Annotated in this window: 20 protein-coding genes; 7 read left to right on the top strand and 13 right to left on the bottom strand. The window is 66.1% G+C overall.

What is annotated here, in order from left to right:
- Position 1: 1 nt before the first annotated feature.
- From LC062_RS06455 to LC062_RS06440, 4 genes are all read right to left on the bottom strand, one after another.
- Positions 2–157: a cbb3-type cytochrome c oxidase subunit 3 gene (locus LC062_RS06455; protein ID WP_181761964.1), complete on the bottom strand. Its 156-nt coding sequence runs from the start codon at positions 155–157 to the stop codon at positions 2–4.
- A gap of 15 nt (positions 158–172) precedes the next feature.
- On the bottom strand, positions 173–907 hold the full coding sequence (gene ccoO / locus LC062_RS06450) for a cytochrome-c oxidase, cbb3-type subunit II (protein ID WP_224910205.1): 735 nt from the start codon (positions 905–907) through the stop codon (positions 173–175).
- Positions 908–922: 15 nt separating this feature from the next.
- Positions 923–2,578 carry a cytochrome-c oxidase, cbb3-type subunit I gene (gene ccoN, locus LC062_RS06445; protein ID WP_224910204.1) on the bottom strand — a complete coding sequence of 552 codons (1,656 nt, stop codon included), beginning with the start codon at positions 2,576–2,578 and terminating at the stop codon, positions 923–925.
- Positions 2,579–2,763: 185 nt separating this feature from the next.
- The gene (locus LC062_RS06440) at positions 2,764–3,834 is read right to left on the bottom strand and encodes an AbrB family transcriptional regulator (RefSeq protein WP_224910203.1); all 1,071 of its coding nucleotides are present in this window, start codon (positions 3,832–3,834) and stop codon (positions 2,764–2,766) included.
- A 247-nt stretch (positions 3,835–4,081) separates the two neighbouring features.
- Here LC062_RS06440 and hemN point away from each other — a divergent pair, with 247 nt between their 5' ends.
- Entirely contained in the window at positions 4,082–5,443 is a 1,362-nt protein-coding gene (gene hemN / locus LC062_RS06435; protein WP_224910202.1) for an oxygen-independent coproporphyrinogen III oxidase, read from the top strand.
- A 526-nt stretch (positions 5,444–5,969) separates the two neighbouring features.
- Here hemN and LC062_RS06430 read toward each other — a convergent pair.
- From LC062_RS06430 to LC062_RS06395, 8 genes are all read right to left on the bottom strand, one after another.
- Positions 5,970–6,680 carry a Crp/Fnr family transcriptional regulator gene (locus LC062_RS06430; RefSeq protein WP_318246096.1) on the bottom strand — a complete coding sequence of 237 codons (711 nt, stop codon included), beginning with the start codon at positions 6,678–6,680 and terminating at the stop codon, positions 5,970–5,972.
- A gap of 282 nt (positions 6,681–6,962) precedes the next feature.
- Positions 6,963–7,301, bottom strand: coding sequence for a response regulator (locus LC062_RS06425; protein WP_224910201.1), 339 nt, complete (start codon positions 7,299–7,301; stop codon positions 6,963–6,965).
- A gap of 260 nt (positions 7,302–7,561) precedes the next feature.
- On the bottom strand, positions 7,562–8,182 hold the full coding sequence (locus tag LC062_RS06420; RefSeq protein WP_224910200.1) for a response regulator transcription factor: 621 nt from the start codon (positions 8,180–8,182) through the stop codon (positions 7,562–7,564).
- Positions 8,179–9,327 carry a two-component system sensor histidine kinase NtrB gene (locus tag LC062_RS06415; protein ID WP_224910199.1) on the bottom strand — a complete coding sequence of 383 codons (1,149 nt, stop codon included), beginning with the start codon at positions 9,325–9,327 and terminating at the stop codon, positions 8,179–8,181. The genes LC062_RS06420 and LC062_RS06415 overlap by 4 nt, the downstream gene beginning before the upstream one ends.
- A 177-nt stretch (positions 9,328–9,504) precedes the next feature.
- Complete coding sequence (locus LC062_RS06410; protein WP_224910198.1) at positions 9,505–10,674, bottom strand: pyridoxal phosphate-dependent aminotransferase; 1,170 nt, start codon at positions 10,672–10,674, stop codon at positions 9,505–9,507.
- Between the two features lie 94 nt (positions 10,675–10,768).
- Positions 10,769–11,200 carry a large-conductance mechanosensitive channel protein MscL gene (gene mscL, locus LC062_RS06405; protein WP_318246095.1) on the bottom strand — a complete coding sequence of 144 codons (432 nt, stop codon included), beginning with the start codon at positions 11,198–11,200 and terminating at the stop codon, positions 10,769–10,771.
- A gap of 105 nt (positions 11,201–11,305) precedes the next feature.
- Positions 11,306–13,450, bottom strand: a complete 2,145-nt coding sequence (locus LC062_RS06400) for a DUF294 nucleotidyltransferase-like domain-containing protein (protein WP_224910196.1) — start codon at positions 13,448–13,450, stop codon at positions 11,306–11,308.
- Between the two features lie 43 nt (positions 13,451–13,493).
- Entirely contained in the window at positions 13,494–14,123 is a 630-nt protein-coding gene (locus tag LC062_RS06395) for a hypothetical protein (RefSeq protein ID WP_224910195.1), read from the bottom strand.
- 102 nt (positions 14,124–14,225) lie between these two features.
- Here LC062_RS06395 and LC062_RS06390 point away from each other — a divergent pair, with 102 nt between their 5' ends.
- Positions 14,226–17,789, top strand: a complete 3,564-nt coding sequence (locus LC062_RS06390) for a PAS domain-containing hybrid sensor histidine kinase/response regulator (RefSeq protein ID WP_224910194.1) — start codon at positions 14,226–14,228, stop codon at positions 17,787–17,789.
- 83 nt (positions 17,790–17,872) lie between these two features.
- Positions 17,873–18,490, top strand: coding sequence for a cytochrome P460 family protein (locus LC062_RS06385; RefSeq protein ID WP_224910193.1), 618 nt, complete (start codon positions 17,873–17,875; stop codon positions 18,488–18,490).
- A 28-nt stretch (positions 18,491–18,518) separates the two neighbouring features.
- On the opposite strand, the gene LC062_RS06380 is transcribed toward LC062_RS06385, so the two are convergent.
- Positions 18,519–19,187: a response regulator transcription factor gene (locus LC062_RS06380; RefSeq protein WP_224910192.1), complete on the bottom strand. Its 669-nt coding sequence runs from the start codon at positions 19,185–19,187 to the stop codon at positions 18,519–18,521.
- A gap of 435 nt (positions 19,188–19,622) precedes the next feature.
- Here LC062_RS06380 and LC062_RS06375 point away from each other — a divergent pair, with 435 nt between their 5' ends.
- From LC062_RS06375 to LC062_RS06360, 4 genes are all read left to right on the top strand, one after another.
- Positions 19,623–19,922, top strand: a complete 300-nt coding sequence (locus LC062_RS06375; RefSeq protein WP_224910191.1) for a DUF4212 domain-containing protein — start codon at positions 19,623–19,625, stop codon at positions 19,920–19,922.
- A complete protein-coding gene (locus LC062_RS06370) occupies positions 19,919–21,754 on the top strand; it encodes a sodium:solute symporter family protein (RefSeq protein WP_224910190.1) in 1,836 nt (611 codons plus the stop codon). Before LC062_RS06375 ends, LC062_RS06370 begins: the two co-directional genes overlap by 4 nt.
- A 61-nt stretch (positions 21,755–21,815) precedes the next feature.
- Positions 21,816–22,106, top strand: coding sequence for a YggT family protein (locus LC062_RS06365; RefSeq protein ID WP_224910189.1), 291 nt, complete (start codon positions 21,816–21,818; stop codon positions 22,104–22,106).
- A gap of 2 nt (positions 22,107–22,108) precedes the next feature.
- Positions 22,109–22,444: a hypothetical protein gene (locus LC062_RS06360; RefSeq protein WP_224910188.1), complete on the top strand. Its 336-nt coding sequence runs from the start codon at positions 22,109–22,111 to the stop codon at positions 22,442–22,444.
- The last annotated feature ends 12 nt before the right edge of the window (positions 22,445–22,456 follow it).

Here is a 22,456-nt window from a genome sequence, read left to right as displayed (position 1 = left end):
ATCAATCCTCCCGCAAGGGGATCTGCGCGGCATCCTCGAACCGGCTGCGGTTCTTCGGCCACAGTGCATAGACAAGGACACCGGCAAACAAGAGCACGAAATAGGCCAAGCCCCAGGTCTGGGCGAAGCTGGCGACGGAGGTGTAAGCTTCGTTCATCGCAATCCCCTTCCCCTAGCGCAGGTTCGCCTTGTCGTCATAGATCGAGAAGTCGACCAGCGTACCGAGCATCTGGAGATAGGCCACAAGGGCGTCCATCTCAGTCACGTCCTTCGGATTGCCGTCGAAGTCGCGGACGATCGCGTTGGGATAGCGCTCCAGGAAGGCGTCGACATCGTCGCCATCAGGATTGGCCTGCGCCATCATGTCCTTGCGGGCCTCGGCGATCTGCTCCTCCGAATACGGCACCCCGGCCACCGCGTTGGCGGTCAGGTGGTCGGAGATCCCGCGGGCGTTCAGCTTGGTCTCAAGCAGGAACGGATAGCCCGGCATGATCGATTCCGGCACCACCGAACGCGGGTTGACCAGATGGTCGCGGTGCCATTCGTCGGAGTACTTGCCGCCAACGCGCGCAAGGTCCGGACCGGTCCGCTTGGACCCCCACTGGAAGGGGTGGTCGTACATGGATTCCGCCGCCAGCGAGAAACGACCGTAGCGCTCCAACTCGTCGCGCATCGGACGGATCATCTGCGAATGGCAGAGATAGCAGCCCTCGCGGACGTAAACGTTACGTCCGGCCAGCTCCAGCGGGGTGTAGGGGCGCATCCCCTCCACCTTCTCGATGGTGCTCTTCAGATAGAAGAGCGGTGCGATTTCCACCAGACCGCCAATCGACACCACGAAGAGGATGCCAATGACCAGCACGATGGAGTGCTTTTCGAAGATTTCGTGCTTGTTCCAGAGTGACATGGGTGCCTCTCCCCCTTACTGCGCAGGGGCCATGGCGCCGGTCTCGATGGCCGTGGCTTCCTCAGCCTCGCCATGACGAACCGTCATCCACAGGTTGTAGACCATGATCAGGGCGCCAGCGACGAACAGGGCGCCGCCCATGGCACGGATCACGTAGAAGGGATGCATCGCTTCGACGGTCTCGATGAAGGAGTACTCCAGGAAACCGAGCTTGTCGTAAGCGCGCCACATCAGGCCCTGCATGATGCCCGACACCCACATCGCGCAGATGTACAGAACGATGCCGATGGTGGAGATCCAGAAGTGCCAGTTCACCAGCTTCAGCGAGTAAACCTGCTTCTTGTTCCACAGCCACGGGACCAGGCAGTAGAGCGCACCGAAGGAGATGTAGCCGACCCAGCCAAGCGCGCCGGAATGCACGTGACCGATGGTCCAGTCCGTGTAGTGCGACAGCGAGTTGACGGAACGCAGGCTCATCAACGGCCCTTCGAAGGTCGACATGCCGTAGAAGGCGATGGAGACGACCATCATCCGCAGAACCGGATCCGTGCGCAGCTTGTCCCAGGCCCCCGACAAGGTCATCAGGCCGTTGATCATGCCGCCCCAGGAGGGCATCCACAGGATGATCGAGAAGGTCGCGCCCAGGGTCGAGGCCCACTGCGGCAGCGCCGTGTAATGCAGATGGTGCGGTCCGGCCCAGATGTACAGGAAGATCAGCGCCCAGAAGTGCACGATCGACAGCCGGTAGGAATAGACCGGCCGCTCGGCCCGCTTGGGCACGAAATAGTACATGATGGCCAGGAAGCCGGCGGTGAGGAAGAACCCGACCGCGTTATGGCCGTACCACCACTGCACCATGGCGTCCTGCACACCCGACCACAGGATGTAGGACTTGGTGCCGTAGATCGTCACAGGGATCGTCAGGTTGTTGACGATATGCAGCATGGCGATGGTGATGATGAAGGCCAGGTAGAACCAGTTCGCCACATAGATATGCGGCTCCTTGCGCTTCCAGATCGTGCCCAGGAACAGCAGCAGATACGACACCCAGACAATGGTCAACCACAGGTCGGCGTACCATTCCGGCTCGGCGTATTCCTTCGACTGGGTCGCGCCCAGCAGGTAGCCGGTGCCGGCGATCACGATGAAGGCGTTGTAGCCCAGGATCACGAACCAGGGAGCGATCCGCCCCGGCATCCGCGCCCGCGAGGTGCGCTGCACCACGTAGAAGGAGGTGCCGAGCAGCACGTTGCCGCCAAACGCGAAGATCACCGCCGAGGTGTGCAGCGGCCGCAAACGGCCGAAGCTGGTCCAGGGCAGGTCGAGGTTCAACACCGGATAGGCGAGCTGAAGCGCGACGATCAGACCGACGGTGAAGCCGGCGACGCCCCAGAGCATGGCAGCCCAGGCGGCGAACTTGATCGGCCCGAGATTGTAGTTCGGCTTGCCGTCGATCTCCTGCGGGATCTCGATGCCGCCGTCGTTGAAATAGTTCTTGAAGATGATGAACGCGCCAACGGCGGCAAAAAGCGCACCGAGCGACGTGTGAAACGCCATCACCTGATCATAGGTCTTGCCAGCGATGATCAGGCAGGCGAAGGCAATCACGATAAGGAAAGCCGCAAAGAAGCCTTCCTCAAGCGTGAGGTATTTGGCTTTTGCTTGAGCCATGTCCGCGCCCCGAGTCCGTTATTGATCCAAACCCCCTTGCCAGGGTCCCGCAAGACGGTATGGCGCATTGCCCGAAAACCGCCTTGATCCAGGTCAACATGGCTTAGGGTATGTTGCAATGCATTGCATCCGCCAAACGGAGAATGCGACGATTTGCACATCAAATTCCCGAAAAATCCGGAATATTACGCAGAATCCCGCATATCCAGCCGATTCCGTCCGGCGCCCCCCGTTTCGGGAGGCCCCAGAACACGCGACGTCACGAAAGGCAGAATCAGCACCATGCCGATGTAGCGCACCAATTGATGCGCTGCAACAAAGGCCGGATCCAGATCGAGCAGGAAGGCCAGCAGCATCATCGCCTCCAGCCCGCCGGGCGCGAAGGCCAGCAGCACCTGGCCGAAGGGAATGCCGAGAAACGCCCAGACGGCCGCCGAAATCAGCAGCGAGATCGACATGCCGACAGCAAAGGCGCCGAGGCTGACCACGAGGAGCCGAGCAAGGGCGGCGGGCGAGACGCTGGCAAAGCGGCAGCCGATGACGCAGCCGAGCGCGGCGAAACAGGGCACCGTCATCCAGTCCGGCAGGGTAAAGACGAAGAGCCCGCTGGCGTTGAGGACGGCACTGAGAAAAAATGGCCCGGTCAGCGCGCCGGCCGGAGCGCCGAGACGCTGCGCCGCCCAGCCGGTGCCCGCCCCGGCCAGCACCAGCAGAAGCAACAGGCTGCCACCGACGAAGGGCTCCGCCGCCGTATCCGGTGTCAGCGACGCGACGCTGCCGCCGGTGAGCGCCATCGGCAGGATGGCGACAAGAATGAACACCCGCAGGCTCTGGGCCAGCGCCACCCGCACCATGTCGGCCTTCGGATAGCCGAGCGTCAGCACCATCACATAGGAGAGCGCCCCCGGGATCGCCGCGAAATAGGCGGTCTGCCGATCCCAGCCGGCAACGCGGCGCTGATAGACATAGGTCGCCAGCAGGATCGCCACCACCGACCCCACCAAGAGCCCCATCGTCACCGGCCACTCGCCGACCCGGGCCACCGTCTCCGGTTTGACGCCGGAGCCCATCGACAGGCCGAGAACGACGAAGACCACCGACCGCAGCGCGTCCGGCACGACACAGGGCACGCCGGCGATCGCCAGCGCGGCGACCGCCACCATCCCTCCGGCCAGCCAGCCGGCCGGCAAGCCGAGCGCTGTGAAGGCCCAGCCACCGACGCCGCCGGTAACGAAGGTGAGAACGGTCAGCGCCACGAGGGACAGGCCGGGGGAGGAGCGAAGCGAGGAAATGGCCGAACCGGAGAATCGTCAAGAGGGGGACGGCAACAATCTAGCCCCAGGCAAGGCGCAATGCATGATTGAATCAACCAATCAACCCATTCAGCCGCGCTCGCCGTGCCCCTCGCCCCGCCCCCGCGCAAAATGCCGCAGCGGCCATGCCGAAAAGCGCACTTGAGAAAAATCAAGGCAAGCCCGCCCCGCTCCCTGTCATATGCGGCTCATGACCCAGCTCGACCAACGCTACGCCACGCGCACCGTGCCCCGCTACACCAGTTACCCGACGGCGCCGCATTTCCACGCCGGGATCGACGCCGCCGTCTATGGCGGCTGGCTCGACGGGATCGATGCGGCCACCCCGCTGTCGCTCTATCTGCATGTGCCGTATTGCCGGACGATCTGCACCTATTGCGGCTGCCACACCAAGGGCGCGCGCAAGGACGAGCCGGTGATCGCCTATGCCGAGACCCTGTTGCGGGAAATCGACCTGGTCGCCGACCGGCTGGCGGGTTCCTCCGGCCTGCGCCGGCCGGTGGTGCATATTCACTGGGGCGGCGGCACGCCGAGCCTTTTGCCGCGCGACAACCTGCTGGCCCTGGCGGAGCGGCTGCGCACCCGCTTCGACTTCACGCCCGAGATCGAACATGCCATCGAGCTTGATCCACGCACGGTGACACCTGAGCTTGCCGATACCCTTGCCACCATCGGCATCACCCGCGCCAGCCTCGGGGTACAGGATTTCGACCCGGTCGTGCAGAAAGCCATCGGCCGCATCCAGCCTTTCGAACAGGTGGAACGGTCGGTGGCCCTTCTGCGCGGTGTCGGCATCACCGCGCTGAACTTCGACCTGATGTATGGCCTGCCGCATCAGTCCCTTGCGACGATCGACGAAACCGTGCGGCTGACGCGGGAACTGGCCCCCGGGCGGATCGCACTGTTCGGCTATGCTCATGTGCCCTGGTTCAAGAAACACCAGCGGCTGATCAAGGAGGCAGACCTGCCCGGTGTCGAGGAGCGGATCGCCCTGGCCGACAGCGCCCGCGCCGCCCTGCGCGAGGCCGGCTACACGGCGATCGGCCTCGACCATTTCGCCCTGCCCGACGACAGCATGGCGATCGCCTTGGCCGCCGGCACCCTGCGCCGCAACTTTCAGGGCTACACCACCGACACGGCGGACACGCTGATCGGCCTCGGCTGCTCCTCCATCGGCCGCCTGCCCCAGGGCTATTGCCAGAACCAGCCGGATATCGGCGGTTGGCGCCGGTCCATCGAAGCCGGCGAGCTGCCGGTCGCCAAGGGCATTGCCCTTGACGACGACGACCGCGCCCGCGCCGACATCATCGAACGGCTGATGACCGATCACGAAGCCGATGTGCTGGCCATCGCCAAACGCTTCGGCTTCCCGCCGAGCCATTTCGACACGAGCATCGACGGGCTCGCGGAAATGATCGCCGACGGTCTGGCGACCTATGATGGAGGGGTCGTGCGGATCACCGAAACCGGCCAGCGCTACGCCCGTGTCGCAGCCGCTGCCTTCGATGCCTATCTGGCCGCCGGCGCGGCGCGCCATTCGATCGCGGTTTGATCCGGCAGCGGTGGCGAGGGCCACCGGGCTGACAGAGCAGCGAAGCCGAACGTCCGGAGGCTTGAGGAGCAGACAAAAAAGCGGCCGCGCGTTCACGCGCCGGCCGCCGATTGTGAGGATGACATCCCTCTGGGAGGCGTCCTCCCAGACGAAGCGCACGCGGAGATCCGGGATCGGAGAGGCGCGGCCTCTCGGGTCCAGTCCATTGAAAACGCTTGTCTTTGGGCTCTCCGATCCCGGCTCGGGGGCCGGGATGACGCCGAGAGGGAGTTGCCTCGGACGACACCACCTCATGGGCAAGGGCGGCTCGACGCCAGACATCGCCCCACACTCCGCGTCCTCCCGGACGAAGCGCACGCGGAGATCCGGGATCGGAGAGGCACGACCTTTCGGCTCCAGTCCATTGAAAACGCTTGCCTTTGGGCTCTCCGATCCCGGCTCGGGGGCCGAGATGACGCAAGGAGGGGGAAGCAGCTTTGCTTTTCGCCACCCCTCGTCCAATGTTTCTTGTCCGCCGGTGGCGGTGTCAGTGAATGCCGGAAAGCTGGCAGATGCCGCAGATGCGGTTGATGCGGATCCGGTCCTGCCGCTCGACGGTGACCAGACCGCGCCGCTTCAGATCGGAAATCACCCGGCTCACCGTCTCGATGGTCAGGCCGAGATAATCGGCGATTTCCTGCCGGGTCATGGTCAGGATGACATCAAGGCTGTCGGAGGCGCTTTCCTTGTCCGGCCCCGCGCAGCCGATACCGCCCCGCTGCGGCACCAGCCGCATCAGGAAGCTGGACACCCGCTCGATCGCCGACTTGCGGCCGAGCAGAACCGCATGGTCATGCAGCGTTTCCATCTGCGTCAGCAGGCAGCGGGTCAGGTGCCGTTGCAGGGGAAGCGAGCGCTCCACCTCACGGCGGTCGAAGGCGCGCAAGGACGTACGGGTCAGCGTTTCCGCAGAACAGTCATACAGATCACCCGCCGCTACGCCGAAGATCGTCCCCGGATTCAGGATCTCCACAACCTGCCGTCGCCCGTCGGGCAACAGCTTGAAGAGCATGACGATGCCTTCATCGACCTCGTAGAAGCGCGTGGCGTCGTCCCCTTCATAGAACACCACCGAATGCGGGGCATGGGACTGGGCCGTGGCCGACATCCCATCCTTCAACCCGAAAACCAGCGCGTCGGGCAGTGACGCGGCCTGCGGCCCACCTGCGGTGTCCAGCATACGCTCTGCATAAGCCATTGAACCCTCCTGATGCGGTCCGGGCCAGGAGAAGAGGATCTTCAAGGCAGGCTTCGAACATCGCGCCTGCCCCGGAACCGATGCCCCGTCCGACATCGGGTCCTCCTGACCATGGTGCCACCCTAATGAGCGAGGGGGCTTCCTGAAATTCGGGCGTTTTCGTACGCCGTTTTACCTAGTTGCGAGGATTGGAAAGCAAATGCATTCGCAATCGGGCGGAAAAACGCGCTGGTCCCGGCCTCGACCCGGAGCGCACCGCCTGCCGACGACCGGCACGCCCTGTCACAGATGGCGGATGATCGCTTCCTCGGTAAGCGGCTTGCGCAAGAGGATCGCCGGCTGGTCGTCGCCCAGCATCTTCTCGATCGCCTTGCGCGGCTGACCGGAAATGGCGATGATTTTCGGCGACGCCTTCAGCCGGGAAAGCCAGCGGATCACCTGAACGCCGCTGACCCCGGGCAGGCCGAGATCGACGATGACCGTATCCTGCGCCGCTGGCGGCGGATCCTCGAACAAGGATTCGGCGTCCGGATGGACCACCACCTCATGTCCGATCTGCTGCAACAGAAGCGCCAGGGCATCACCAACCCCGGGATCGTCTTCGACGATATGAACAGTCACCTGCGCCTCTCCCCATCGTCCCGGCACGCTCATTCGGCCGGGACCGCACAGTCGCTGAACTGCACGACCATGAACCGCCTCCCCTTCATGGCGTCTCTCGACGCGGTCGAGCCGGGGCAGGTCTCATCTTGCGGAGAAGTATAGAGGGATCGGTGCCGCCGAAAACTACGCAGGAACACGGAAGGCGGCGCGGGAGACGCAGCCTGGGCGCTGTGTCGAACGCACCGGAGCACTGCCCGGATCGGGCGTCTCGGCCGGTCTCAGTCCTGCGCCTGCGCCCGGGTCATGACGATCCGCACCAGATCAGCGGCATTGCGCGCGCCGAGCTTTTCCATGATGCGGGCACGATGCACCTCGATCGTGCGCGGGCTGATGCCGAGGGTCCGGCCGGCTTCCTTGTTGGAGGCTCCGGCAGTGATCTCGTTCAGAACCTCGCGCTCGCGCGGGGTCAGGCTGTCGGCGCCGGGAAAGGCGGTGGACGCCGGACCGGCTTTTTCCGCGTTCTTCTGGCTCGCTTCGATGGCTTCGCGCACCCGGGTGAGCACCGTGTCCGCATCGAAGGGCTTCTCGATGAAGTCATGGGCGCCCTGCTTGATCGCCTCCACGGCCATCGGAATATCGCCCTGCCCGGAGATGATGAACACCGGCACCGAGAAGTCGCGTTCCTGCAAGCGCTTGAGGATGTCGATCCCGGACTGCCCCGGCATATGCACGTCGAGAATCACGCATTGCGGATCTGTAGCGCCGATGGAGGACAGGAAGGCATCGCCGTCGCTGAAGGATTCCGCCCGGAACCCGCCGAGGTCGAACACCAGGGACAGGGCGTCGCGAATCGCCGGATCATCGTCGACGATGTGAATCAAATGCGGCTGCGATGTCATTCAGACGATCCTTCCATTTCTTGTCCGGCGCCCTGCACATCCGCGGAGGCGCTCACCGCATAAAGCGGCAGCCGAAGCACGAAGGCCGCGCCGCCCTTGCTTCCCGCCTGTTCCACGGCGAGATCCCCGCCATGGTTCTGCGCAATCGACCGGGAAATCGCGAGGCCAAGCCCCAGCCCCTTTTTCTTCGAGCCGGAAAAGGCCTTGAAGAGATTGGGCACCAGTTCGGCGGGCACTCCTCCGCCCGAATCGGACACACGAACGATCATATCCCGTTCCCGCACGCCGGCGGAGACCGAGACCCGTTTGTCCTCGACCGCCCGCACCGCCTCCAGGGCATTGCGAATGAGATTGACCAGCACCTGTTGTACCTGCACCGGATCGGCGCTGATCTGCGGCAGATCGTCCTCAACATCAATGGAGAAAGCCACCCCGTCACAGGCGTTGCCGAGGGTCACCAGCTCCAGGCACTCCCGGATCAGCGGAGCGACCGACACCGCACGCCGTTCCGGCTCGCGCTTTTCCACGAACCGGCGCATGCGCTGGATGATCTTGCTCGCCCGCTCCGCCTCGTTGACGCCCTTGTCGACGATCTCCACCAGCTTGGAATCGGCGCCGCTGCCGGAGCTGGCCTGCCGTTTGGCGGCCTGCAGGTAGAGCATGATCGCGGTCAACGGCTGATTCAGCTCATGGGCGATGGCCGCCCCCATCTCATCGAGGGCGCTGATGCGGGTCATGCTCACCAGTTGCGCCTGCGCCTGCGCCAGGCGCTGCTCCACCGCCTTGCGGGCGCTGATATCCCGCATGATGCCGATGAACTGCCGCCCCTCCGGGGTCACCGCCTCGCCGACGGACAGCTCGATCGGGAACTCCCGGCCGTCGCGATGCTTGCCCCGCACCTCCCGGCCGATGCCGATGATGCGCTTCTCGCCGGTGGTGAGGTAGTTGGACACAAACCGGTCGTGGGCGAGAGCGAAGTCCTCCGGCATCAGGATCTTGACGTTCTGGCCGCGCACCTCGTCCGCCGTGTAGCCGAACAGCTTCTCGCAGGCGGTGTTGAACAAGATGATCCGCGCCTGATGGTCCATCACGACGATGCCATCCACCGCCGTCCCGAGCACGCTCGACAGGCGTGCCTCGGACACACTCGGTGTAACCGGGCCGCCCCCGGATTGGTCTTCATCCATCGCTTATCGGCCCGTTTGCATCGTCGTGAGCGCAGATCCTTCGGCCGATACCATGACCACCGTTCTCTATTCGCCCGCGCAAGGTTACGTTGAATTGCTTACGCAGAAATCCGTAACGCATCCCGGCGGGCGGCGTCAACGCGACAGCCAGTCCTGCAACCGCTCACCGGCCCGGCGCAGATCGTCGGCAGAGCGCGCGAAACACAGCCGCAGGAAGCCCTCGCCGCCGGTTCCGAAGGCCCGCCCCGGCGCAAGGCCGACGCCGGTTTCCGACACCAGTTTCAACGCCAGGTCCCGGCAGTCCGGCTCGCCCTCGACGCCGAAGAACAGGTAGAAACCGCCCGCCGGCTGCGCGAAACGCACCCGCCCGGTGGCCGACAGCGCTTCGGTGACGATCTCAAGCCCCAACTTTGAGCGTTCGAGCTGGGACTGCAGGAACGCCTCGCCCTGCTCGATGGCCGCGAGCGCGCCATGCTGCATGAACTCGGCCACACCGGAGGTGGAATACTGGATCAGGTTTTCCACCACCTGTCCCATCGCCGGCGGCGCCGACAGCCAGCCGACCCGCCATCCGGTCATCGCCCAGTTCTTGGAGAAGGTGTTGACGTAGAGAATCAGATCGTCCGGCTCGGCCACGTCATAAAACGACGGCGCCCGGGCCGACCCGTCCAGCATGATCCGGTTGTAGACCTCATCGGTGATGATCCACAGGCCGCGCCGGCGCGCTTCGTCAAGGATCGTCTGGAGCGTCTGGCGATCGGCGACCCAGCCGTTGGGATTGCCGGGCGAGTTGAGATAGATCGCCCGGGTCCGGTCGGTCACGGCGGCGAACAGGCGCTCCGGGTCGAGCGACCAGCCGTTTTGCGAAAACTCCAGCCGCACCGGCACGGCACGCGCGCCCATCACCTCCACCGCGGCCGGGAAATTCGGCCAGGCCGGCGAGGGATAGACCACCTCGTCCCCCTCGCCGGCGACTGCCTGCACGGCAAGCTGGATCGCCTGCATGCCCGAGCCGGTGACGAAATAGCGCTCCGCGCCCCAGTCGCGGCCGTAATGGGCGAGGTGATAGCGGGCGAGCGCCGAACGCAGCGCCGGGATGCCCCGCTGATAGGTGTAGAAGGTCTCGCCCCGGGCCAGCGAGGCAGCCGCTGCCTGGCGAATGAACTCCGGCGTCGGCAGGTCGCCCTCGCCCACCCACAAGGGGATCAGATCGGAGCGCTCACGCGCGAAATTCACCACCTCGACGATCCCGCTTTCGGGCGCCATGCGGGCTTGCGGACGCAATGCCGCGACACAGTCAGTCATGATCCACTACACCTTGAACGCCGATCCCGCCGGCAAGAAACGCAAAAAAGCCACCCTCCCGCCGCGCGCGGCGGCGGAAGGCGCCAATCAGACCTCAGCTCCGCTCCTTCAGAAGGTCGCGGATTTCCGCCAGCAGCACCTCGTTGCGCGGCGGAGCCGCCGGCTTCGCCGGTGCTTCCGCTTCCTTGTGGCGCAGCTTGTTGATGCTCTTGACCACCATGAACAATGCGAAGGCAACAATCAGGAACTTGAGCACCGCGTTGACGAACAGGCCGATGTTCCAGGTCACCGCGCCCGCTTCGCTTGCCGCTTCGACGGTGGGATAGGGACCGGGGGTGGTTCCGGCTTTCAGAACGACGAACAGATCGGAGAAGTCGACGCCGCCGAGCACCAGCCCAAGCGGCGGCATGATGATGTCATCCACCAGCGACGACACGATGGTGCTGAAGGCCGCGCCGATAATGATGCCGATGGCCATGTCGATCATATTGCCCTTGACGGCAAATTTCTTGAATTCCTGAAGCATTCTCAATCCCGTCCGATCCCATTGTGTCACAAGTTCCGGCATGTCTGGCCGTTCCTCCTGCATCTGCTGTCTATCACGGTGTGGCGGCGGCGTGAATCGGCCCGTTCAGCGATTGGCCAGAACGCCCCTCAGGATTTCCGGCAAGGGCGCCAGGGCCTGCACCGCGCCGCGCAGTGCGGCGGCGTCGCTGCGCGACAGCTCCCGCGCGCTCACCTGTTCCCCGGGCGAGGCGCCCGCCGCGATCGCGTCGAGCTGCGCCCGCAGCAACAGGCGCAGTGCCAGATCGCGCGCCCGGGCAAGCGCGGCGAGATCGCTGGCTGCCGCCGGATGGCGCTCGCCGATGGCGGCAAGGCGGGCCGGGGTCTCGCGCAGCAGCACTCCCTCGTGGATTGCCAGGGTGCGCGCCGCCACGGCGACGGGAAACAGCACCGCCCGTTTCAGATCGAGCCGCCCCTCGACCGTCTTCAGCCGCCGGAACAGGGTCAGCGGCGGACGGTAGCTGTCGAGCTCACCGGCGAGCATGCGCGCGAAACCGGTGCGCCCCCGGGCGCGGGCATAGGCGGTGCGCATCAGGTCCTCCGCCAGCGCGGCGGTGCCGCCGACGGGGCGCAGGTCGAAGAACACCCCGACATTGAGCACGTCCTGCGGCTGGGAGCGCGACAGCCACAGATCGATCCGCTCGCACCACTGATTGATGCTGCCGCGCCACTCGCTGCGCGCCATCATCACCCCGCCGGGGCAGCGCGGCAGGCCGGCGGCATCGAGGATTTCGGTCACCCGCGCACCGAAGGCGGCGAACCACTGCTCCGCCCCTTCCCGGTCCATCGCCTCGGCATAGACCAGCGCGGTGTCCTGATCGGTGTTGAGGAGACATTCACCGCGCCCTGCCGATCCGAGCAGAAGCAGGGCGTAGGGGACCGGCGCGCCCCCCGCGCCGGCGGCGATCATCTCCGCCTCCGCCAGCCGCCCGGCGCTGCGCACCAGCGCCCCGACCTCGCGGGAGATGACGCCGACGATGTCGTTGACGCCGACCTCCTCGCCCAGCAGGCTGGCGGCGACCTCCGGCAGGCGCGCCCAGGCAAGGGCAAGCTGCGCCACCGTTTCCGCCTGATCGATCTCATCGCCCAGCGACAGCGCCTCGCCGGCGCGCAGCCGCAGCAGATCGCGGGCCGCCACCACCCCGACCAGCGCGCCCCCTTCATCGGCGACCGCCAGATGGCGCAGGCCATGATCGGCCATGCGGCCCAGCGCGCGATAGAGAAAGGCCTCCGCCGGCACCGACACCAGCGGCCGCGACATGAACCGGCCGGCGGGCATGTCCAGCGCGGCGGCGCCATAGGCGCTGAGCGCCCGCAGCACGTCCCGCTCAGTGATAATGCCAAGGGCGGACACCTGCGGCGGCGAGGCGGGCGCCTCCTCCGTGCCCGCTCCCTCCCGCAGAAACAGCGAGGACATCCGCCGGGCGCCCATCCGCGCGGCGCAGGTGCCCAGCGTATCGCCCATGCCGGCAAGCACCGGATCGGGCGTCATGATCTCCCCCACCCGGTGTCGATAGGGATAGGTGTCGATCCGGGCAAAGGCGCCTTCCGCCGCAAGCCCGGCGGCCACGGCCGGCGGCTCGACCCAGCCGGCGCTGACCTGATCGTCCAGCACCCGCGTCAGACGGCGGCAGGCGGCATCGGCCTGGGCCAGGGTCCTGACCCCGCGCGCGGCCAGATGCGGCAGCAAACCCAGGAACACCCGCGCGGTGATCCGGGCATCGCCCAGCGCCGAATGCCGCCCCTCTACCGGCACCCCGAGCCAGGCGGCAACCATGTCGAGGCTGTAGCCGGGCAGCGCCGGATTGGCGACCTCGGCCAGAAGCCGGGTGTCGAGCCCGCGCGGGCGATAGGCCGGCGCGCCGGCACGGCGTGCTTCGGCCTGAAAGATCGCCAGATCGAAACCGGTGGTATGGCCGACCGTCACCCGCTCGCCGACGAAGGCACGCAAGCCCTCGATCGCCTCGGCAGCGGAGGGCGCCCCGCGCACCATCTCGTCGGTGATGCCGTGAATGCCGGTGGAAGCCTCCGGGATCGGCGTGCCGGGATCGACCAGTTGCACGTGTTCCTCACCGGCGACCAGGTCTCCGCTGGCGACGGTCAGCGCGCCGATCTGCACCAGCCGGGCGCTGGCGGTGTCAAGACCGGTGGTTTCAGTGTCGAAGACAACCGCCTCAAGGGCGATCAGCGGTGTTGAAGAACCAGGGGACACGCAGCGCTCCAGGGTTTGGTCATAGGACAGCCGGCGGGGCGGGTCATCCTGAGACCGGCTCTGACGCCGGTTTGGCGGCGGCATGCGCCAGGGCCGGCCCGTTGAGTTGCCGGGTGAAGGTCTCATAAGCACCGGCGAGCAGAAGCCGCAGGCTGTTGCGAATGGTGTCCGCGTCATCCTCGGTGAACATCGGATCGAGCGGCAGCGCATCGACGAAGAGCGCCGCCTCGCGCGGCCGAACGATATCGGTCAGCGGCAGCGGCGGCGCCGCCCCCAGTGCCGCGAGTTCGGCACGCACATGCGCCAGCACAGGCGCGCCTCCAGCCAGCGGCACACAATCGAGATCACCGAGCGCCGCCCGGCCCGCGTCGGCGACAACCGCTGCGGCGCTTCCCGAGAGCGCCAGATCGGCGGTGCGGGCCAGCCACAACAGCACCAGCGGCCGGGTGTCCCGGCAGGCCGTCTCCAGCGCCTGCTGGAAGCTGTCCTCGGCGAACAGGCGCGGCCAGTGACGGCCGACGCGCATGCGGGTGTATTCGGTCACCGAGCGGGCGGCGAGGTAGACGGCCTGTTCGGCCAGTGCCCGGCGCAGCGCCCCCGGGTCGCCGATCCGTCCAGCCTCTCGCCCCTTGCGGCCGGGCCAGCGCAGTCGTTCCAGTGCAGCGCGCAACATTTCCGCTTTCCGCCTTCCCGCTTTCGTCTCGATGGACAGTGCCGGGCAACTGTGGTCCGATCCACGGTCCGGAGGCAAGGGCCGCGAGGAGAACCAACAACAATGCTCCAGGGATGGGTCGTCGTCTTCGCGGCGCTCGGATACATACTGCTGCTGTTCGCAATCGCCAGTTATGGCGACAGGCGCGCCCGGCCGATGATCCCCGGCAAGGGCCGGCCGCTGATCTATGCCCTGTCCCTTTCGGTCTACTGCACCTCCTGGACCTTCTTCGGCTCCGTCGGCACCGCCACCCACAGCGGCCTGGAATTCCTGACGATCTACGTCGGCCCGATGCTGGTGTTCGCCCTCGGCTACCCGTTGCTGCGGCGAATCATTCGCCTTGCCAAGAGCGAGCGGATCACCTCCATCGCCGACTTCATCGGCGCGCGCTACGGCAAGAGCCAGTCGGTCGCCGCAGTGGTGGCGATCATCGCCGTGGTCGGGGTCATTCCCTATATCGCCCTGCAGCTCAAGGCCGTCTCCCTGTCGATCACCACCATGATCGCCCAGATCGACCTGGAGCATGGCGGGCCGGACTTGCCCTATTTCAACGACATCACCCTGATCATCGCCATCGGCATGGCGGTGTTCGCCTGGCTGTTCGGCACCCGCCACATCGACGCGACCGAACATCAGGAAGGCCTGATGCTGGCCATTGCGGCGGAAGCGGTGGTCAAGCTGGTGGCCTTCCTGACGGTGGGCATCTGGGTCACCTTCTGGCTCTACGATGGTCCCGGCGCCCTCAGCGAGGCGATCGCGGCGCACCCGGAGGTCACGGCGGCCATGTCCAGCGAGTTGTCGGGCGGAAACTGGCTGGTGATGTCGTTGCTGTCGGCCTGTGCCATCGTAATGCTGCCCCGGCAGTTCCACGTGACGGTGACGGAGAACAACTCCAGCTCCGAGCTGCGCCGCGCCACCTGGCTGTTCCCGCTCTATCTGGTGGCGATCAACCTGTTCGTCATGCCGATCGCCGCCGCCGGAATGATCCTGCTCGACCCCAGCGCCAACCCGGACAGCTACGTGCTGGCCCTGCCGATTGCCGCCGATCACCCCTGGCTGGCGCTGTTCGCCTTCCTCGGCGGCCTGTCGGCGGCCACCGCCATGGTGATCGTCGCCGCCGTGGCGCTGGCGATCATGATCTCCAACGACCTGGTCATGCCGCTGGTGCTGCGCCGCAGCAGCGAGGACGCCATCATCTCCTCCTCCGGCGAGGACATGAGCCAGATGCTGCTGCTGACCCGGCGGGCGGCGATCTTCGTGACGATGCTGCTCTCCTATGCCTATTTCCGCGCCGCCGGGGACACCGCCGCGCTGACCTCGATCGGCCTTCTGTCCTTCGCCGCCATCGCCCAGTTCGGCCCGGCGTTCTTCGGCGGCCTGATCTGGCGCGGGGCGACCGCGCGCGGGGCCATCGCCGGCATGCTGTCCGGTTTCGCCCTCTGGCTCTACACCCTGTTGCTGCCCACCTTCGCCCAGTCGGGACTGATTCCGGACGCGATCCTGCGCGACGGTCCGTTCGGCATCTGGCTGCTGCGGCCCGAAGCGCTGTTCTCGCTCTCCTTCGACCCGCTGACCCATGGCGTGTTCTGGAGCCTTTCGGTCAATCTGGTGGTCTTCGTCCTGGTGTCGCTGGCGCGCGCGCCCGAACCGCTCGAACGGCTCCAGGCCAACATCTTCGTGCCCTCCGAGCTGTCGCCGACACCGGTTCTGCGGCTGTGGCGCACCTCGGTGACCGTGGGCGACCTGCGCTCCACCATCGCCCGCTATCTGGGCGAGGAACGCACCGACCGGTCGTTCCAGCGCTTTGCCCGGGAGCGCGGCCTCCAGACCGACATGACCGCCCCGGCCGATGCGCAGATCCTGCGGTTTTCCGAGCAGATCCTCGCCAGCGCCATCGGCGCCGCCTCCTCCCGCCTGGTGCTGTCGCTCTTGATCAAGCGGCGCGATCCCACCGGCAAGGGGGCGATGAAGCTCCTGGACGATGCCACGGTCGCCATCCAGTACAACCGCGACCTGTTGCAGACCGCGCTCGACCAGGTGCGCCAGGGGATCGCCGTCTATGACCGCGACCTGCGGCTGATCTGCTGGAACCGGCAGTTCCGCGAGCTTCTGGGCCTGCCGGCGGAATACGGTCAGGTCGGTACGCCGCTGGATGCGATCATCCGCTACAACGCCAAGCGCGGCGAGTACGGCAACGCGCCGGTCGAGACCATCGTCGCCGACCGGATCGACAAGCTGGCGGTACGTCAGCGCACGTTTCAGGAACAGATGGGCTCCAGCGCCACCGTGCTGGAGGTGCGCACCAATCCGATGCCCGGCGGCGGCATCGTCACCACCTATACCGACATCACCGAGCGGGTGCTGGCCGAAGAGGCGCTGGCCCGCGCCAACGAGACGCTGGAGAAGCGGGTGCGCGAACGCACCCAGGAACTCACCCGCGTCAACGAGGAGCTCAGCCTTGCCAAGGGCGAAGCCGAGGAGGCCAATCTCGGCAAGACCCGGTTCATCGCCGCCGCCGGGCATGACATCCTGCAACCGCTCAACGCCGCGCGGCTCTACGCCTCCAGCCTGACCGAGCGCTTCAGCGACGGCGAAAGCCGCGATCTGGCGGAAAACGTCAGTTCGTCACTGGAATCGGTCGAGGAGATCATTGGCGCGATTCTCGACATTTCCCGTCTGGATGCGGGCGTGCTCAAGCCCGAGGTCAGCGTCTTCCGGCTTGACGAGATCCTCAATCCGCTGCGCATGGAATTCGAGCCGATCGCCCGCGAAAAGGCGCTCGACCTGCGCATCCTGCCCAGCTCGGTTTCCGTGCGTTCCGACCGGCGTCTGCTGCGCCGCCTGCTGCAGAACCTTGTCTCCAACGCCATCAAATACACCCGCACCGGCCGGGTGCTGGTGGGGGTGCGGCGCCGCGCCGGGCGGATCTGCGTGGAAGTGATCGACACCGGCATCGGCATTCCAGAGGAAAAGCTTCAGGCAGTCTTTCAGGAGTTTCAGCGCCTCGACGACGGCGCCCGGGAGGCGCGCGGCCTCGGCCTCGGACTGGCGATCGTCCAGCGGATCGCCCGGGTGCTCGACCATCCGGTGTCCTTGCGCTCGGCCTCGGGAACCGGCTCCCGGTTCCGCGTCGACCTGCCGGCCGCCGCCGCCCTGCCCGCCCGCGCCGCCGCACCGGCTCCCCGTGCGCCGGCGGGCTCCTTGCAGGGCCTGCATGTGATGGCCATCGACAACGAGCCGCAGATCCTCGACGGCATGCGGGTGCTGCTCAGCGGCTGGCAATGCCGCGTGACCACCGCCCACGATCCGCGCGAGGCGGAGCGCAAGGCCTACGAAAGCGGCGAGACCCCGGATGTGCTGATCGTCGACTATCACCTCGACGAGGGAACGGGGGTCGAGGCGGTGGTCCAGCTCAGGTGGAAGTTCGATACCCACCTACCGGCGATCCTGATCACCGCCGACCGCACGCAAGCGGTGCGGGCCGAAGCCGAGGCCAAGGGCATCGAGCTCCTGAACAAGCCGGTCAAGCCGGCCGCGCTGCGGGCGCTGCTGTCGCGGCTGCGCGGCACGCCGGCCCCCGCTCCAGCCACGGCCACAGATGTCACGAGCGATCAAGCGACCGTGTAAAGCCTTGTGTTGCCACGCAGATGCCTTCATCTCAGGGTTCGGTGACCGTTGTCGGGGCCACACGAGCTGAAGGACGTGACACGATGAAATCCCGTATGAGACCGCTGGCGCTGGCCGGCCTGATCGGTGCTCTGGCCGGAGCCGCCGGAATGGCCGGGACGGCCAATGCCACCTGCGATCCGGGCAAGGCCGGCACCGAGCTGACCGGCGCCGAGGCGGCCGCGGTCTACGACTGCCTCAAGGACGATCTGCTCGCCGGCTACAAGACCGGCGACAAGCGCTGGATCCCCGCCGAATTCGTCAATGACTACCGCTCCTGGGCGCCCGCCAGCACCTTTCCCGCCGCCCCCGGCTTCCATGGCGGCCGCTTTCTGCTCACCTACGTGAACGAGATCGGCGCGCCGGACTATCTGAAGTTCAAGGAAGACAACGTCACCATTCCGCCGGGCACGGTGATCGCCAAGGAAAGCTTCGCCGTCAACGACGACGGCAAGGCACAAAAGGGGCCGCTGTTCATCATGCAGAAGGTCGAGGCGGGCCGCTCGCCGGAAACCGGCGACTGGTTCTACATGGCGGTCATGCCGAACGGGGCGCCGATGGCGGTCAATGTGATCACCGCCTGCAGCGAATGCCACCAGGGGAAATTCGGCTCACGCGGTGGCCTTGGTTATCCGCTCCCGGAAGCCCGGGTGACGCCCTAGACGGCTTGGTGCGTAGGCGGAGGCCCCGCTAACGCACAGGTACCGCCGGCCACTGCCCCTGTTCGATCTTGGCGGCGGCGATCACCGCCTGGGTGCGGCTGTCGACGCCGAGCTTTTGCAGGATCGCCGAGACATGCGCCTTGACGGTCGCCTCGGAGACGCTCAACTCATAGGCGATCTGCTTGTTGAGCAGGCCGGTCGACAGCATCATCAACACCCGCACCTGCTGCGGCGTCAGGCTTGCCAGCCGGCGCAGCATGTCGGCGATCTCGCCGTCCTCCTCGCTGAGATCCACATCCGGCGGGGTCCAGGTTCCCCCCTCCATGACCTCGGCCACCGCGTCGCGAATCACTTCGATGCCGAGCGACTTGGGAATGAAGCCGGAGGCACCCAGTTCCATGCAGCGACGAATGGTCGGCGGGTCCTCGGTCGCCGAGACGATCACCACCGGCACGCCCTGATACTGCGCCCGCAGATACATCAGCCCGGAAAAACCGCGCATGCCGGGCATCGACAGATCCAGTAGAACCAGGTCGATTTCATCCTGGCTGTCGAGAACGGACGCCGCGTCCTCCAGCGTTCCGACCTCGGAAATGGTCGCGCCGGCGTAGAGCAACTCGATGGTCTGACGCAAGGCGCCGCGGAACAGCGGATGATCGTCTGCGATGACAAAGTGATAGGCCGCGCTTTCCGTCACCCGTGTTTCCTCCCCTCATCGCCGGCATCTTCGTCCGGCTTGTTGCGCAAGTATCGTGCGGACTGCGAGCGGAACCGCGAAGACACTGATTCCACACCCTTAAATTGCGCAAACGAAACGACACAAGCTGCCGCATTATTGTCGCTCGCGCGCAGCGCTTCAAGGCCAACCGGCATCGCCGCCACCTCACCGGCCGAACGCCGCATCCGCCGGCGGGTCATCGGACCTTCAAGCCGGATGCCGGCGCGCCCTTCGGCAAACAGGCCATCTTTCCTTCGTATTCTCATAGATTTCGGCTTTCTGAAAGTCGTATAAACATCATTGCGCTTCGGATGCTAGCGTTCGCACAAGGCTCATGGGAGGAGCCATGTGCGGTTCGGGCGCCGGTCCGGGCACCGAAGCGCAGAGGATGGAATGCAGAGGGAGGAAACACGTATGGCAAAGCGCCCGAGGCAGCGCACGCCGGGAGAGACGCTCTGGTGGGGACGGACAGTGCGGCTAGCGATCGGCACCCTGACGGTCTGGTTCGTCTTCGGCTTTCTGGTGCACGGCTTCGTCTTCCAGTTGAACGACATCACCGTCGCCGGCTTCCCCCTCGGCTTCTACATGGCGGCACAGGGCTCGCTCGTGGTCTTCGTCGCGCTGATCTTCTGGTTCTGCGGACGTCAGGAAGCGATTGACCGGAACGCCGGTGTCGCCGAACCCGAACCCGTGCGGGGAGAGATGCCACTATGAGACTGCCGTCCCCGGAAGACACCTTCCTCAACAATCTGGGCCGGATCTACGGCACCTATGCCGGCGGTTTCGTCGCCTTCGTCATCCTGCTTGCCGTTCTGGAACAGCTCGGCGTTCCCGACCGGATCATCGGTTATCTGTTCGTGTTCTTCACCCTTGCGGTCTATGCCGGCATCGGCATCGTCACCCGCACGGTGAAGGTGAGCGAATATTACGTCGCCGGCCGCCAGGTCCCGGCGATCTACAACGGCATGGCGACCGCCGCCGACTGGATGAGCGGCGCCTCCTTCGTTGGCCTGGCCGGAACGCTCTATGCGCTTGGCTACGATGGCCTCGCCTATGTGCTCGGCTGGACCGGCGGCTTCGTGCTGGTGGCGGTGCTGGTCGCGCCATACCTGCGCAAGTTCGGCGCCTATACCGTGCCGGATTTCCTCGCCGCCCGGTTCGGCGGCAATCTCGCCCGATTGCTCGGCATCGTCGTCTTGTTCGCCTGCTCCTTCACCTATGTGGTGGCGCAGATCTACTCCACCGGCATCATCGCCTCGCGCTTTCTCGGCATTCCCTTCGAAATCGCCATCTATGTGGGTCTCGCCGGCATCCTGCTGTGCTCCATGCTCGGCGGCATGCGCGCGGTCACCTGGACCCAGGTCGCCCAGTATCTCGTGCTGATCATCGCCTACATGCTGCCGGTGGCGATCCTGTCGGCGCAGAAATTCGGCCTGCCCATCGCCCAGATCACCTATGGCGCGGTGCTTCAGGAAATCACCGTTCTGGAACAGCAATTGCTGGCGGGCGGACTGGCCACGGCGGAAACGCTGAAGCCGCATCTTGCGCCCTTTACCTCGCTGGATCCGTTCAACTTCTTCGCGCTGATCGCCTGTCTGATGATCGGCACCGCCTCGCTGCCGCATCTTTTGATGCGCTATTTCACCACCGCCTCGGTGCGCGACGCGCGCCGCTCGGTCGGCTGGTCGCTGCTGTTCATCTTCCTGCTCTATGTCACCGCGCCGGCCTATGCCGCCTTCGCCAAGCTGGAGGTCTACCAGAACGTCATCGGCGCCGGGCTCGATGCGCTGCCGGAATGGATCTACACCTACGGACGGCTCGGGCTGGTCGACATCTGCGGCGCCCATGCCGCCTCGGTCGAAGCGGTACAGGCCGCCTGCGCCGAGGTCACCGGCAACCAGGGCATCCTGCGGCTGCCGGATCTGGCGATCGACCGGGACGTGATCGTCATCGCCACCCCGGAAATCGCCGGCCTGCCTTACGTGATCGCCGGGCTCGTCGCCGCCGGCGGCCTCGCCGCCTCCATCTCGACGGCGGACGGGCTTCTGCTGGCACTGGCCAATGCCCTCAGCCACGACGTCTACTACCGGATGATCGACCGGCGCGCACCGGCCAGCCGGCGCCTCTTGATCGCCCGGCTGCTGCTCCTCGGCGCGGCGGTGCTGGCCGCCTATGTGGCCTCGACCCGTCCGGCGGACATCCTGTCGATGGTGGCCTGGGCCTTTTCGCTGGCGGCCGCGGGCAATTTCCCGGTGCTGGTGCTCGGCATCTGGTGGCGGCGCTGCACCTCCGCCGGGGCAATCGCCGGCATCATCGCCGGCTTTGGCGTGACCTTCTACTATCTGGTCATGACCCAATATGGCGGCATGCCCGAGTGGTATGGCGTGAAAAACATCTCCGCCGCCGTCTTCGGCCTGCCGATCGGCTTCGTCGTCACCATCCTCGTCAGCCTGCTGACGCCGGCCCCCTCCAGCGAGGTGCAGGCGTTGATCGACGATATCCGGCGCCCTTCGGGCGGTCCGGTGATGCGCGACCGCACCGCCTGACCCGACACGACCCACGGGCGGCGCCGCCGCCCGTGGCCTTTTCCCGACAACGGACCGAACCGTGGCCGACTGGATCTTTCATCTTCTGAACTTCGCCCTGGCGGCCCTGATGTACAGCCTTCTCGGCCGCATCGTGCTCACCGCCTGGCTCGGCGGCGGCAGCGGCCATTTCATTCAGCGGGCGTTTGTCCGCCTGACCGATCCGGCGATCGCCGCCGTGCGCCTGGTCACCCCGGCCAGCGTGCCCGCTGGCCTGTTGCTGGCGTTCACGCTGATCTGGCTGATCATCGTCCGGGTGGCCCTGGTCGCCGGCTTCGCCTCCGCCGGGCTCCTCACCATGAAGGCCGGCTGACCATGCCCGGCCGCTCCTCGATCATCCTTGCCATTGCCGGGCTGGCGCTCATCAACGGGCTGTTCAACCCGCTGCTGCTGCCGCAGACCAGCGCCGCCATCATCCTGCTCGCCCCCGGGCTGCTGCTCACCAGCGCACCGCTCATCGCCTTTCTCGCCTATCTGCTCGGCGCCGGCGTCACCGTGGTGCTGGCCGGGGTTCCGGCCGCGCTGTTCGAGCGGCTTGCGGGGCACGACCACACCACCTATGGATCGTATCTGATCTGGCTCTGCGCCACCGCAGTTCTTTCCTTGCCCGCCGCCGCCGTCGCCGCCGCCGCCGCGCTGCTGCTGCGCTGACATGGCGACGCC

It is taken from the genome of Stappia indica (assembly GCF_020177335.1).
Lineage (GTDB): Bacteria > Pseudomonadota > Alphaproteobacteria > Rhizobiales > Stappiaceae > Stappia > Stappia indica_B.
The sequence above is the reverse complement of the archived record's forward strand: the minus strand, read 5'-3'. Positions and strand labels throughout refer to the sequence as shown.